Genomic DNA, 15,028 nt, shown 5'->3' with positions numbered 1-15,028 from the left:
GTACTTAAAGTACCAGGCTTTCCCAGCAAAAAGCCAGCGGCTAAGTTCCTAAGCTCTCCGCTGGCTTCTAGTTCCCTCAAACAAAGGAGACTGTAATCAATGGTAAAACGTAAAAGCGATCGTTGGGAGCACTCCGATGCTTATCGACAAGCATTGGACGACTTTGGCATCACTCAGTTAGTGTCGCGCATCGACAACTACCGCGATGGCGACTTTGATGCAATGCGGATGGCTTTACAAAAACAAGAGGTAGAAAGTATCGCCAACCTACTGATCGAGCAGCTAATTGCTAATCTCAAAGGTTCTGTGCTTGCCAACTACCTGTATCTTGTCAGAAATCGGCCAATTCACCGCCCTTGGGCGATCGCTCGAATTTTGCCCGATGCAAAAACCAGCATCATCGCCAGTTTTGTCAACCGTCAAGACGCTGACGATCGCCTGAGAGCTTTGCAGCGGTATATTCCAAATGCAGTTTTCGAGATTGTATTCTGCACTCCTGAAAGCTAACAATTTTTAGTTGCGAGATCCCTTTTTTTGAGAAATAGAAGTAAAGGGATCTCGACCTTTTAATTGATGATAAAGGAGCGATCGCCCACGGGCGGTGGCAGATAGAAAAAGGCGCTCCATAAACCAGCATTTTCAATACACCTCATCATGAGTGCCAATGTCAAGCAAGAGAATTTCTTCATCTCCCAACTCTGGATTTTTAACAAAATCAAATACAATCCGACAGTCATATTCCACTAAATGATGGAGCAAAGGTGATTATTTTCAACGGTTTAGCTCCGCGATCGCTCGCGTCTACTGTACCTCGAAAGACGTTTCCAGATTGATAGTCCTGTTTTCCTTGTGCAATGTTAGCGGCAGTTTCGGTGCGACGGCGATCGCTCGCGTCTTCGGTGCATGATGGCAAGCAGATTGGTTTGTTCGTCTACAGACAAGGTTTCGAGATCGTCTAAAATGCTGTCAAATGTTAAAGTTTGCATGGTGAGTTAGATTGGGAGGCTCAGATGGCTCTGTCTTATTTTACTGAAGTTTAATTGAATTTGCTAAATGCGATCGCATTCCTAACTGATTGAGAAATCGCCCTCTCCATGCCAAAAAGGGCGATCGCACTTGGTGACTTATTCCAAAAGGTCGATCAACCTTCTTTTCCCAAAAGAGCGATTCCCTACCGGATAGCTTCGCTTCACGCACTTTTTGACTTATTTCAAAAAGGCGATCGCCCTTTCTTTAGAAAAAGCAAGAAAGCCCGAGCGCGCGAGCGCATTCAAAAACCAACCGTCACTTATCTATCAGGGGCGAGGCGCTAGTTTTATGCGAAACTTAGCCTGATCTTCAGAAAACTTTACAAATCGGAGATTGTTTGGGTTTTGCCAGAAGTGTTTGGGCACAGAAGGATGGGAGAGGGCGATCGCGCTTTTTTCAGGAGGGGAAAGAAAGGGCGATCGCAGGTGTGGAAGGTGAATTGCATCAGACGCGATGAGATAAACACATCCTAGAAATTAATGTAGTTTCTAGGATTGCGGTTATCTGTTTGCCAACGATAAGGAGATACACGCACTTCAAAGTGAAGATGGTTGCCAGTAGAATTACCTGTACTACCCACATTTCCAATATTTGTTCCTCCGTTGATAGATGCACCAGGAGAAACAGCAATACTTGATAGGTGGGCATAGTAACTTCTCGTGCCGTCTGCGTGTTCGATAATCACCAAATTCCCGTAGCCTTGATTATTCCATCCAGCAACGACAACCTTGCCACTTTTTGCAGCTTTCACAGAAGGAGTTTTGCCTGAAGTACCTATATCAATGCCCCAGTGAAACTCTTGGGTACCATTCAAAGGATTGCTGCGCAAACCATACCCACTTGTAACTGGGTAACCGGGAAGAGGATTTTGCCATGTTTGGGAATTACCAGAATTGCCACCACCGGAACCCGAATTAGTTCCCTTACTCACGTAGTAAGCGGCAACAAACCCACGCTTGCCATTCACCTCAACTTCATACCAGTCATTGCGATTGCCATTGCCGGGATTGTAAGTGGCACCCGTCACGCTTCCCAAAATCTTTAGGTTTGTACCCTGATTCAAATTGGTAAGAATTTGAGCACTTGTAGAAGCTGAACTCCTTAATCTGAGCGGCCCACCCCCAACATTTGAGTTAACAAAACCTGATTCCGGTGGTGGCGGTGCACTAGAACCTTTATCAACGAAGAAAGCAGCAACAAAACCGCGCTTGCCATTCACTTCAACTTCGTACCAATCATTGCGATTGCCATTACCGGTACTGTAAGTTCCGCCTTGCACCGATCGCAAAATCTTCAGTTCCTTACCGACAGGTAATGTGTCAATCCGATTTTGAGAAGTGACTTGAGCCTGACTCCTCAAATTCAAAGGCACGCTACCAACTCGCGAACTGACTCGACCAATCTCAAAATTAGTCTGATTCGGATTCGTTGTAGGAACTTGCTTCACAGGTGTACCTGGCCCAGATTGATAACTCACTGGCAAATAAACTGATTCACCAACTCGTAACTGTCGCGCTTGAGCTTCAGTAAAAGTCCCGCCAGTCGGAGTTTTCACAATCTCACGCCAGCGGTTAGCATTCCCCAGTTCGCGTTGAGCGATCGCGGTTAGTGTATCGCCAGCTTTGATAATGTACTGTCGCTGTTGTCCAGGAGTTGCTGGAGGAGCAGACGAACCCGAACCATTGTTATTTCCTGTCCCAGGATTAGTGATATTGCCAGTGAGGAATTTCTCAATGCCGCGTCCGATCGCCCCTGCTGCTTTTTCAACATTGGCACGACTCATTCCTGGTGCATCGATAAACAAGGATTCTACCAACACAGCAGGTACACCAGTAGGTGCGCCACGCAGTACGCCAAAATTAGCTGTTTTTGCACCGCGATTGGGAATTTCTGAATCGGGAAAAACAGCGTCTAGTTCGCTGTTAATAGTCCGAGCAAGGCTACTATCTATGGCTGGTGCTGAAGTGTGAGAAAAAACTTCGTGGCCTTGGGCACTGCGGTTAAAGTAATTCAGATGCAGGGAAACGAATAGGTCTGAGCCACTACTTTGCTGACCGATTTGTTCGAGTCCCAAACTCCCATCATCAATAATCTTAACTTCCGCTCCCCGTTGCCTCAGATAGTCGGCGACAATTTGCGCTTGCACCATGTTTTCTGCTGCCTCGGTAGTGCCGTAACCCTCCGCGCCGGGATCGAATCTCCCAGGAGAGTTTCCATGTCCTGGATCTAAAGCTATTTTCTTGCCTGCTAAAGAACCAACGGGTGTCGGTGTTGGTGTTGGTGTTGGTGTTGGTGCAGGTGTTGGAGTCGGCGTAGGAGTTGGAGTTGGAGTTGGAGTTGGGCTGTTACCTGGCAGATAAACTACAGTCCCAACTGGTATATTCATTGCTTGCTGCGAGGTATAGGTGCTACCATCTGCTTTCTGGATTTCGACCCAACGACTGCCATTGCCAAGTTCTCGCTGCGCGATACCCCAAAGTGTATCTCCCGAGCGAAATGTATAGGGAATCCGAGCTGCCCTTTCCATAGGGGTGACTAAGCCATTGCCATTCCAAGTCTCAGGAAGGATGGTTGCTGATACCTCATACTCTTGCGGTATCGTGGCTAATGCCAAAGCTACTGCCGCTTCGATATTCAGCAACCCTGCACCGGTTTCGGTATCCCAATCAGTTGTCTTCAAATCCGTTGCAGTTTGCTTCAGAATTTCAATCACTTGACGGAAGCTCAAATTGGGATTTGCCGCCCACACTTGCGACGCTGCACCGGTGACTTTGGCCGTTGCAGCCGAAGTCCCTGACATGAAGCCAACTCCATCTCCAACTGTTGATAATTGTGGATTGTCAACAGTTCCTCCAGGGGCTACGATATCTAAACCTTGACCGTAGCTGGAATAGTCCGCGCGATCGTAAGCTTTGGAAAGTGCAATTTCATCATTAACCCGATCGGCCGCGCCGACAGTAATAATGTTGTCAAACTCTTGGGAAGCTTGACCCAAGGCAGACATTACAACGCCATCGTTGCCAGCCGCAACTACCATCAATACTCCATTTTGACGAGCATATTCGATCGCGCTCCTTTCCTCCGGCGTCAATTCATAGCGAGTTGTTGTCGTACCATCGGGATTAACTTGAGTAAGATCCATACTCAAATTAATGACTGCATTCTTTTTCCCGGAAGTCTTGACAAAATCAACATATTCAACTAATGATTCTGCCCATTTTCCAGAACCGATCGCCCTTCCAGCCCAAATAGGTGCTTTTTCATTAATGCCGTCAATACCAACACCGTTGTTTTGAGTGGCGGCAATAATTCCTAAAACATGAGTGCCGTGTTCGTTGCCTTTACCAGGTTCCAATCTGGGGTCAGCATCGCCATCTACCCTGTCTTGTCCCCAGGTAATTCGCGAGTAGTCAATATCGGGATTTTTGCCGGCAAATCCCGTGTCAATGACTCCGATTATCGGCTGATCGGCAGCAGGAAAATCGAATTGTGCTGTCTCAATCGACGGTAATGGCGGCTCGATGGGCGGTATGGTTAGTCGATCGACCATTTCTTCTAACCGCGAAACTAAAGCCACAGTGTTATCGGAAACCGTCGCTGATTCATTTCCAATCAACCTTTCAGTCAGTTGGTCTAAACGAGCAATCCAAGCCTCGCTGCTGCTACTTTGACTCGGATCGTCTGCACTTCTGTTGTCATTAAGACTTTGTTTCATGCTTTCCAAACGTGCTATCAAATCAGCACTCACAGAAAAATCAATTTCTGATATCTGATAACTTGGCAGTGACTCTGTTGGTACTATTACATCACTGATAGTCGGAGTCTTAGTCTCACCAACTATTTCCTTCGTCTGCGACTCTTCACCGCTGTTAGTAGCCCTCACAGGCATACTTTCCAAATTAGTCTCTTTCACCGATAAAGACGGCTTAAATTCCGTAGTTTCCTTGCCATCAATAGGTGTTGGCAGACTTTCCTTGGCAGTTGAATCGACACTATTTTGAGGTAAAGTAACTTTCGGAGTTTCAGCTTTTACAACTTCAGTTTCCGTTGGCAAAACTTCTGGTTTCGCCTCTACCTTCGGAGTTAGATTTGCTACTATTTCCGTCTCAGCCGTAGATTTAGCAGGCAAAGTTGTCGCTAGTGAAGTTTCAGCAACTTTGTCTTTTTCCTCAGTCGCGGCTGCGGGAACAGGCGTTTTTTCAATTGGTAATTTAGTTTCTTGACTCCCAACCGTAGCTGCTGGCTGGCTTTCCTTCACCGCAGAATCGACACTATTCCCAGGTAAAGCAACTTTCGGAGTTTCAGCTTTTGCAACTTCAGTTTCCGCTGGCAAAACTTCAGGTTTCGCCTCTACCTTCGGAGTTACATTTGCTACTATTTCCGTCTCAGCGGTAGATTTTACTGGCAAAATTGTCGCTAATGGAATTTCAGCAACTGTGTCTTTTTCCTCAGTCGCTGCTGCGGGAACAGGCGTTTTTTCAATGGGTAATTTTTCCGTCGAATCAACCGCAGTATCTTTGCCAGCAGTGGGTGAATTCGCCCCAATTGTTGTCGGCTTCGACTCTACATTACTGATTGTTTCAACTCGATTCGGATTAACCGCAGTATCCGCAGTATCTTTGACTTTTTCCTCAGTTTTTACCGCTGGAATTGCAGGATTTGTCTCTACCTTATCGGCTGGTACAACCTTGGTCGGTTCAGCAGTAGTTTTGTCGGTAGTAGCCGTCGCAGTATCTTTGACTTTTTCCTCAGTTGTTACCGCTGGAAGCGCAGGATTTGCCTCTACCTTATCAGTTGGTACAACCTTGCTGGGTTCAGTAGTATTTTTGTCTGTGCCAGCCGTCGGTTCTAAGGCTTTCGGAGTCTCTTTCTCAGGAGTTGATGGATTTGTAATCTCCTTTTCTAAATCATCAATTAAGCCGGATACTTCAGCTTCTAACTTCGGTTGCGGTTCCGGCGTAATGTAAGGTTTGGCATAGGCAACTACAGCCTTGCCAAAATCAGTTTTGCGCCAATCTTTATCCGGGTTAACCACACTATCCATCAAGGCCGCTTTACCTTTAGCGCCCCGCACTTGGAAAGTAATATCATTATAATCCCTGTCAGTTCCTAAATCGAACCGCATATCCTCCATCGCAAAGGTATTGCCTTCTGCCGTGATATCGGCAATTTGACCTAAGTGAAATGCCTCGTTAGGATTGGCTGTCACCATCGAGAACAGCGGACGTTTATCGCCGCCAAAACCGGGATAGTCGTACACGAACTTTACAGTATCGTTCGGCACGATCATGATGCCAAATTCATCCCCTGGAGTCATCGCAAAAGTTTTGACTCCTAAATACGCTCCTTCGTTGAAATTACCTTCTGGTAAATTACCGGAAAATCTCGCACCTTCGCTCAAATCGTCGATTACTATGTAACCTTTTTCAGAATTGCTCATCGCCCGCGCCGCCGCTTCTTTGATAAACTCCTCCGAACCCGGTACAAACTTCTCCATGCCTTTGAGGCTGATAATCGCTAGCTGACCGCGATACAAGCCGCCATCTAATAGGTAATCTATGCCGACTTTACCTGTTGCGTCAACAGTAAATATTCCCGATGTAAAGGGAGATGTCTGTTGTTTGGCGGGAGTTGGTTCGGGTTCTTTTTTAGTGTCGGAAATCGGTAGGGCGGTGGTGGGAGTTTCTTGTTTGGTGTCTTCCCCGGTGGTGCCGCTGGTAGTTGGTTTGTCGCTGGTTTTGCTAGGATCTGCGGCTGGGGCTAAAGCATCGCCGGTTTTGGGTTCTTTACTGGCAATTGTCTCGCTGGCAACTGCATCTTTTGAACTCGTAGTTGTTGCGGTGGCTGTGCTGGCTGGATTGTTTGTTGCAGCAGTTTCGATCGACTTTTCGGCGCTTAAAGTTGCAGCTTCTGTTGGTTTTTCTGATGCTGCGGCTAAAGCAGCGTCGGTTTTTGGTTCTTTACTGGCAATTGTCTCGCCTGTAACTGCATCTTTTGAACTCGTAGTTGTGGTGGCTGCCGTGTTCGCTGAATTTGTGGTTTTAGCAGTTTCCTCAGACTTTTCGGTGGTTAATGTTCCAGGTTCGGTTCGTTTCTCGGATGCGGAAATTGCCGATTCAGTGCCGGCTACAGTTTTTTCTGGTTCGGTTTTGGTAGTTGTTATATCGGTTGGAATTGCTGTTTTGTCCCCCCCAGCAACTTGACTGTTATTTGTAGGGGCGGCAGTCTTCTCCTCAGCTAGATTTCCTGTGATGGGATCTTTGGTTGCTGTGGATTTTTCAGAAGTGCTGGTGACAGCCGAAATTGTGGAGTCTTTGGCGGGAAGTGGCGCATCGGATTTTGCACCTGTGAGGCTATCAGTGCCGATCGCCTTTTCGGTTTGGAGTGCTGCTGTTAAACTTAGGCTGTAATTAGTGTTGCCGCTGATTTGCAAAACTTTGACTGCATAGTCTCCAGCAATTAAGTTGTCAACACTAATTGTTTCTGCACTGGTTCCCATGTTGGCAGAAGTGTACAGTGTTGTGCCGCTGCTGTTCAGTACGAACAGGTCCGCATTGCTGGTTAAACCGTTAACGGAAAGTTGGAAACTTCCGGTATTTTTGATGTTAAATTGGTAAAGGTCAAAGATATTTTTACTGTCAACTGTGCCTGTGTAGGTTTTGCTGCCAGTTAATGCACCGATGTTGGTTTCAGACATTTGCACGCCTCAAAAATAGTTGCTTGACTATGCTCTCAATTACCTATCTGGAGCAAGCCGAGGTTTTTATGCGAATCGCGCAATATTGTTACATTTCTTTACAATTAGGTGCGATCGCCCTTCCAGTTTCCCTTGGGCGCTGATCCCCTCTGTGCCCCCACAAGCACGCTACATCTTGAATACTACCTGATAGTTGTGTCTGCTCGATCGCCCTTATTCACAGTTTCCCTTCGGCGCCCAAGCCCGTCACGATCCAAAATCCAAAATCTAAAATCTAAAATCTAAAATCCCTTATCCCTTACAATAAACAGGCAATTATTATATTTTGAGTTATCCTGTGAGTCCTACTGCCGAAGTCAGCAATACCGTAAATGCGGGCGCTCCGCCAACCGTTACCGCTACTACAGCAGCCCGCCGCGCTGTTTTTCCCTTCACTGCGATTGTTGGCCAGGAGGAGATGAAACTGGCGCTGCTGTTGAATGTCATCGATCCGAAAATTGGCGGTGTGATGATTATGGGCGATCGCGGTACTGGCAAATCTACCACAATCCGCGCCCTCACTGATTTATTGCCAGAAATTGAAGTGGTGGCTGACGATCCTTTTAACAGCCATCCCACCGATCCGGATTTGATGAGCGATGAGGTGCGCGATCGCACTTTGCATCAAGGTACAATCGCGATCGCCCGCAAAAAAGTGCAAATGGTAGACTTGCCTCTCGGCGCTACCGAAGACCGAGTTTGCGGTACGATCGACATCGAGAAAGCTTTGTCCGAAGGTGTGAAAGCTTTTGAACCAGGGCTTTTAGCTAAAGCTAACCGCGGCATTCTTTACGTCGATGAAGTCAATTTGCTCGACGATCACTTAGTCGATGTTTTGCTCGACTCCGCCGCCAGCGGTTGGAATACTGTTGAAAGAGAAGGCATTTCAATCCGCCACCCGGCTAAATTTATTTTAATCGGTTCCGGGAATCCAGAAGAAGGAGAATTGCGGCCGCAATTGCTCGACAGATTCGGAATGCACGCAGAAATTCGGACTGTAAAAGACCCGAATTTAAGAGTAGAAATTGTCGAACAGCGATCGAGCTTTGACCAAAATCCGCCGGAGTTTCTCGCCAAATACCAGCACCAACAAGACGATATGCAGCAGAAGTTGGTGGAAGCTCAGGAAAGGCTGCAATCCGTAACTATCGATCGAGATTTGCGAGTAAAAATCTCCCAAGTCTGCGCGGAATTGGACGTAGACGGGCTGCGCGGCGATTTGGTCACAAATCGGGCCGCGAAAGCTTTCACAGCCCTAGAATGCCGCACAGAGGTGACTGTGGACGATATTCGCCGGGTGATGACTCTGTGTTTGCGGCACCGATTGCGGAAAGACCCGCTAGAATCTATAGATTCCGGCTATAAAGTGACTAAAGTGTTCGATCGAGTATTCGGCCTAGAAACAACTGAGGGCTAATACTGAAGCCACTCGGACTACCATAATAAAATTGGTTCGTAGTGAGGACTTTAGTCCGCATCCATCAAAGGATTGAAGTCCTAACTACAAACCAGGTTCGCAGCATCGGAATCCGAGTCCGCATCCATCAAAGGACTGAAGTCCTAACTACAAACCAGGTTCGCAGCATTGGAATGCGAATCCGCATCCATCAAAGGCGTGAAACCGGGCGGCCACGGCCCATAAAAAACCGATTGCTTTATACTTTACTTCTGCGAACCGCCGCGATCCGACTTGTCAAAAAACGCCGTCAGCGCGTTCCACGCAGACTTAGCCGTCTCTTTCAAGCGAGTGCCGATCGACTCAATTTCCACAACCACAACGTGCCAATTCTTTTCAGTTTCCTTGTGAATGTGGTCAACAGCTCGATCGATGCGATCGCGTTCGATCAATTTATTTTGTTCCACCGCTTCTCGCGCTTGTCGAACTGCTTTCAAATAAGCATCGCGGCTGACTTCGCCCGCATCTTGCACCTGCGCTTGCGCCCGGGTTTTAATCGCATCCACCACCAGCCAATTTTTCTCAGATTCCTTTTTGATCAGGCTGACTGCTTCTGTCATTCTCTCTTTGGCGATCGACTTATTTTGTTCGATCGCGGCTGAAGCCTTTTGGACAGCTTTCAAATAAGCTTCGCGGGTAAGATCGCCCGCTGCTTGGACTTCGGCGGCGGCGCGTTTTTTAATTGCTTCAAACAAAGCGGCAGTTTCTGCGATCGCCTCATCAGTCGCGTCGGGCATCTCTTTTTTAACGATCGCCGTCGTTTCCGGAGATACCTCTACAATTGTTACTTCAGTCAAATTTGGATCTGTCATATCAATTATCTCCTTTTGTAGTCCGTGAAGGCGGACTTTGTACCTGTAGCGCCAGAATTCATTCTGGCATTTAAGACTTTGTACCTGTAGCGCGAGAATTCATTCTGGTATTTAATAAGAACCAGGCAATTCTTGTTCCAGCTTCATCAAATTTTCAATCCGCGATTCCGTAGTTGGATGAGTAGAAAACAGACTTCTAAACCAATCACCAGCAGACGAATTCACAATCAACAGCGGTGCAAAAGCCGGATTACCATCTAGAGGCATTTGGCGCGCGCCGCTTTCCAACCGCTGCAAAGCCCTCGCCAAAGCCCTTGGATTGCCCGTTAACCGGGCAGCGCCCGCATCCGCCGAAAACTCCCGCGTGCGAGAAATGGCTAGCTGAATGACCGAAGCAGCCACCGGTGCGAGGATAATCGTTAGCAGCAACCCCACAGGATTCGGGCTGTTGCGATCGTCCCTACCCCCACTAAACCACATACTGTAACTCGCCATTTGCGCCAACCACGAAATCGCCCCCGCCACCGTCGCCGCCACCGCTTGCGTCAGCGTATCGCGGTTGTTAATGTGAGTAAGTTCGTGCGCGATAACTCCTTCGAGTTCGTCCTCTGAAAGCATATTCATAATGCCTTCAGTGACTGCAACCGCCGCGTGTTCGGGATCGCGCCCGGTAGCAAAAGCGTTAGCAGACGCAGTAGGAATAATGTAAACTCCCGGCATGGGTAAATTAGCGCGCTGCGCCAGTCTTTCCACCATTGTATAAAGTGCTGGCGCTTGGTTGGCAGTTACCGGCACAGCCCCGTAAGCCGCCAAAGCGATTTTATCTGAGTAAAACCACGAACCTAAGTTCATGGCGGCGGCCAAACCAATGCCGATAATTGCACCTCCCGTACCGCCGATTACCCAATAGCTAACGGTAATTAACAGCGCACTTAACAAACCTAACAAAGCAGCAGTTTTAATTTGATTCATTTCGGGACTCTCCCTGAAAGCATTAGTTTAAGCAATAATGTCGATCGACCTTCAATAGTTGTTTGCATTGGATTTGCCCGCCGCGTACCCACAACCGACGTTGCGATCGCAGTATTTGGTGGCATCACAGATAATTTTTGGCTGTTAAGTTTTTTTTCCTCAGTTCTCTTACATTCTATCTATCAAAGTTGAGCTCGTGTGTAGGATACCGCCAACTTGCAGGTACGGTTTAGCGCACTTAAATTTTGGTAAGTCGCTCCACCTCAAAAAACACAACACCCACAAACCCGGTTTCTCAACACTGTCAAACTTTGAATTTTAATTCTTTCAATTTTCCAACGACAAATCTCCGACATCGCTCCCATATAACAGGTGGTGAGATTTTTGGGCGTCCAGCCAAGATTCAGGAAATTTGTATTGAGATAGGAGGATATCTTGAAGCGCGACTTTCATCTGATGCGCGCAGATGTGCGGCGGCACTTTGCCCGCTCCCGTACCCATGCCGGGAATAGCGATCGTTTCAATGATATGTTTGACTGGCGTTCCGTCTGGGACTGTGCCAAATTTTACGAGAGTTAAAATAGCGCGGGTTGCTAGATAGACATTGACTGTCTCTGTTAAAATTGTGGGAACGCGCATTGTTGGGGCCGCGATCAAATAGGGAATTTCGTCATGATCGGTATCGACAACTTCGGCTAATCCTACTAACAGTTCGCCGTGATGGCGAGTCTGAATTAGTTTTTGTAGGCGTTGTTGAACGTGACCTCCAAAATATTCGGAAATTGCTAAATTTAAGCCGCCGTCCATGAAGCCAAAACTATTTGTCGGACTCACAATCGCATCGCATTTCACATCAAAAATTGAGCCGCGATGTATCTTGACATTCTCGATATTGCCACAAGTGGTTTCCCAGGCTCTAACTAAGTCATCGTCTACCGCAGCCAGCACAATTTGCATACATACTCTCTATAATTTTAAAATTGGCGATCGCCATTTTAATCATACAATACTTTAGATGAGTCCGCTGAATCTGAAATTTATCTCAATTTTAACTCGCAAATCTTCAATAGCTGTATGCTGCAAGACCCAAATCAGGGCCATCCGATCGCAATTAGTTTCGGTACCGTTGCCAGCACTTTGAGCCGGTATTATATCACCTTGTGGTTTGCCAACCGCTTCGGCACGGCTTTTCCCTACGGAACTTTACTTTTTTGCTAGATTTTTATTGGTAAATAATAGCAAAAAATCTGGCTAATGTATCATGAGACAAAATGCCATTTGAGAGTTAGAAAAAATTAGGGTCAACCATTGATATTTAACTTGACCATAATTTTTTATACTCACCCTACTTTAGGCTCCGCAAATGACAGGATATTTGGCGACGGCGATGAAATCGAGTAACTTGTGACGCGAAAGTGCGATCGACAGACTGGCTCGTCCAAGCCAGTAAAATAATCGGTAAGAGTGAATTCCGGTTTAAGTTTCATCGGGAATGGGATGTTAACACTCCAGCACAGCTAAGCATGAAACTTTACCATCTCATCGGAATTGAGTCTTCAAAATACCTGAAACGGAGTATCATGACTCTGAGGATTTGTCAAGATGCATAAACCGACTGTTTTGTCAATACTTTTTCAATGCTTTTGCCCTGTCCTCTAACCCACCGCGGCATAACAAAGCCTTACCTTGTTTAAGCAGCTTGCGGGAGCCACCAACCTCATAGAACCTGTTCGGGATCTTGCCCAGAAACTTCAGAATCCGACTTTTCCGACTTCAGAATCCGACTTTTCCGACTTTAGAATCCGACTTTTCCGACTTTACTTTTAGCGGCAAAGAAAATATAGTTATTTTAGTGGCCTGCAAAAACTAACCCTGTCAAGGTTAATCCCAGCCCTGTGGACAGTTAAGATCAGAGGCATCTAAAGGCATAACATAAAAACTACCTCAGTCAAATTTGGGGGCGTGACTGAGGTAGCTTAAGCTTAGGGCTTGAACCCAGATTCCCCACCCTCAACTCTCACCATCGGTTTTTACTTATTTTGAGCGAGCAATTAAGCCATAAATTATAACTTAATACCGTATATTAACGGATGTATTGTGGAAAAGTATAATTTATCATCTGAAAAATCGATAATTCTGAGTAATAATGCTTGTGTGAAACCCAAGGGTGCGGAATGTGGGTGGAATGACCTCACGCCGTCGGTCAGATTGTTGGGGGCAACTTTACACAAAAAACACAAAACTTGCATCAGAAAACCTGGGATAAGTGTTATTGTTTAAAACAATACCTGGTCGAGTTTATAAAAGCTGGAAAAAGGTAACAGAATTTATCGAGTGCATCAAAACTACTCTAAGTTAAGCAAAAATTAAAACTACTTCCTGATTTCAAGTGAAGAATCAATTAGTGACTAAAGCACTCGTAGTGTCATACCTGAATGAGGGTGTGAAGGATATACTTTCAAGAAATTTATGGCATTTAGGGCAGCAAGAGCGAGGCTATCTCTATCGTTGTTGTGTGAGGTGGAGAGACAATCCTAAGGATGCGGAAGATGCTCTCAGTCAGGCGATGATGAAAGCCTGGGAGAAGGTGGGAGAGGGTGTCGGTCAGTCCTGGACGCACGGGTATCCAGCAACCGGGTTTTTGAACCCAAATATTGGCTAAAAACCCTCAATAAGATTTAAAACAACCGGTTTTCTGGGTGGGCGACTGCATCAGCCCTATTAATTTGTCGCGGGCTTCTACAAATCTCTAATTCGCGGCACAGTCGCATTCAAAAAACATCAATGCTAACCAGGCAGGTATTTAACGTGAACCAACAAATTATTTTTATCGACTCCAACGTCTCAGACTATCAAACCCTACTCGGAGGCGCAGATCCACAAGCCGAAATCGTTATATTAGATGTTAACCGCAGCGGCATCGAACAAATAACCGAAACACTAGCAGCTAAACAAAACGTAGAAGCAGTCCATATTATTTCGCACGGCAGTGCAGGCAGCGTCCAACTCGGTTCAGACATCCTGAATGGGGAAAGTTTAGAAAGTTTTAGCAGCCAGATACAGAAGTGGAGAAAGGCGCTGACTGAGGGAGCAGATATTTTGCTGTACGGGTGCGACGTAGCAGCCGGAGAAATCGGAGAAAACTTCGTACAGCGCCTCAGTGAAATAACTGGGGCGGATGTTGCTGCCTCCACGGACTTAACGGGGAATGCGGCACTTGGCGGAGATTGGGAACTGGAAAAAACCACTGGTTCAATCGAAGCTGACCTCGCTTTTTCCGACGAAGCGAGGTCAGCTTATAACGGCATTTTAGCTCCGAAAGACACCGCCCTCACTTTGAATGGAGGTTATGTCAGTCTTCCGAGTAACCCGAGTTTCAACATCTCCACAAATCGCCTAACCGTTGAAACCTGGCTAAAACCAAATTTCACCTCGCCGTGGGAAGCGATCGTTGCCAAAGGAGATTCGGCATGGCGACTGGCGCGATCGTCAAGCTCAAACAATCTGGAGTTTGCTTTCAACTCCACTACAGGAGTTAAGTACGTTACAGGAAATGCCAACGTCAACGACAACCAATGGCATCATGTAGCAGCCGTTTACGACGGCACCAACGTCCTCCTATACGTTGATGGGGTTTTGGATGCCCAATCAAACGTCGGCAGTGCCATTTTTTCTACCAATAGCTACAACGTGCGAATTGGGAGCAACGAGCAGGTAACAGGAAGCAATTACACCGGTCAAATAGACGAAGTGAGAGTCTGGAACGTCGCCCGGACTCAGGCTCAAATTCAAGCCAACAAGGATATATCTATCAGTTCAGCGGCTGGGTTGATAGGTAATTGGAATTTCAATGAAGGAACGGGGACTGCCACCGCCGATGCCAGTGGCAATAGCAACAATGGCACGCTGACAGGTAGCGTGAACTGGACAGTAAATGACACCACACCTCCCACAGTAGCCCTGACTTCGGCAGCAGCAGCCACCGTCAACGCACCGTTTGCCGTCACCGCCACCTTCAGCGAA

General features: G+C 46.9%; 10 protein-coding genes. 5 read left to right on the top strand and 5 right to left on the bottom strand.

Annotation, left to right across the window (positions count from 1 at the left end):
• The first annotated feature begins 99 nt into the window (after positions 1-99).
• Entirely contained in the window at positions 100-507 is a 408-nt protein-coding gene (locus QUB63_RS20600; RefSeq protein WP_332947157.1) for a hypothetical protein, read from the top strand.
• Between the two features lie 350 nt (positions 508-857).
• On the opposite strand, the gene QUB63_RS20595 is transcribed toward QUB63_RS20600, so the two are convergent.
• On the bottom strand, positions 858-986 hold the full coding sequence (locus QUB63_RS20595; RefSeq protein WP_332947156.1) for a hypothetical protein: 129 nt from the start codon (positions 984-986) through the stop codon (positions 858-860).
• Between the two features lie 512 nt (positions 987-1,498).
• Positions 1,499-7,726 carry a S8 family serine peptidase gene (locus tag QUB63_RS20590; protein ID WP_332947155.1) on the bottom strand — a complete coding sequence of 2,076 codons (6,228 nt, stop codon included), beginning with the start codon at positions 7,724-7,726 and terminating at the stop codon, positions 1,499-1,501.
• A gap of 337 nt (positions 7,727-8,063) precedes the next feature.
• Here QUB63_RS20590 and bchI point away from each other — a divergent pair, with 337 nt between their 5' ends.
• Positions 8,064-9,182, top strand: a complete 1,119-nt coding sequence (gene bchI, locus QUB63_RS20585) for a magnesium chelatase ATPase subunit I (RefSeq protein WP_332947154.1) — start codon at positions 8,064-8,066, stop codon at positions 9,180-9,182.
• 245 nt (positions 9,183-9,427) lie between these two features.
• On the opposite strand, the gene QUB63_RS20580 is transcribed toward bchI, so the two are convergent.
• The 3 genes from QUB63_RS20580 to QUB63_RS20570 form a co-directional block, all read right to left on the bottom strand.
• Positions 9,428-10,033: a hypothetical protein gene (locus QUB63_RS20580; protein ID WP_332947153.1), complete on the bottom strand. Its 606-nt coding sequence runs from the start codon at positions 10,031-10,033 to the stop codon at positions 9,428-9,430.
• Between the two features lie 111 nt (positions 10,034-10,144).
• Positions 10,145-11,005, bottom strand: a complete 861-nt coding sequence (locus tag QUB63_RS20575; RefSeq protein ID WP_332947152.1) for a M48 family metalloprotease — start codon at positions 11,003-11,005, stop codon at positions 10,145-10,147.
• Between the two features lie 327 nt (positions 11,006-11,332).
• A complete protein-coding gene (locus tag QUB63_RS20570) occupies positions 11,333-11,962 on the bottom strand; it encodes a macro domain-containing protein (RefSeq protein ID WP_332947151.1) in 630 nt (209 codons plus the stop codon).
• Between the two features lie 117 nt (positions 11,963-12,079).
• Here QUB63_RS20570 and QUB63_RS20565 point away from each other — a divergent pair, with 117 nt between their 5' ends.
• The 3 genes from QUB63_RS20565 to QUB63_RS20555 form a co-directional block, all read left to right on the top strand.
• The gene (locus tag QUB63_RS20565) at positions 12,080-12,223 is read left to right on the top strand and encodes a hypothetical protein (RefSeq protein WP_332947150.1); all 144 of its coding nucleotides are present in this window, start codon (positions 12,080-12,082) and stop codon (positions 12,221-12,223) included.
• 1,186 nt (positions 12,224-13,409) lie between these two features.
• A complete protein-coding gene (locus QUB63_RS20560; RefSeq protein ID WP_332947149.1) occupies positions 13,410-13,667 on the top strand; it encodes a hypothetical protein in 258 nt (85 codons plus the stop codon).
• A gap of 122 nt (positions 13,668-13,789) precedes the next feature.
• Positions 13,790-15,028 (top strand): DUF4347 domain-containing protein (locus tag QUB63_RS20555; protein ID WP_332947148.1); only part of this gene is annotated, 1,239 nt, incomplete at its 3' end.

It is taken from the genome of Microcoleus sp. ARI1-B5 (genome assembly GCF_036705795.1).
Lineage (GTDB): Bacteria > Cyanobacteriota > Cyanobacteriia > Cyanobacteriales > Microcoleaceae > Microcoleus.
Note: the sequence above shows the minus strand (reverse complement) of the source record. Positions and strands in the feature narration are given on the sequence as shown.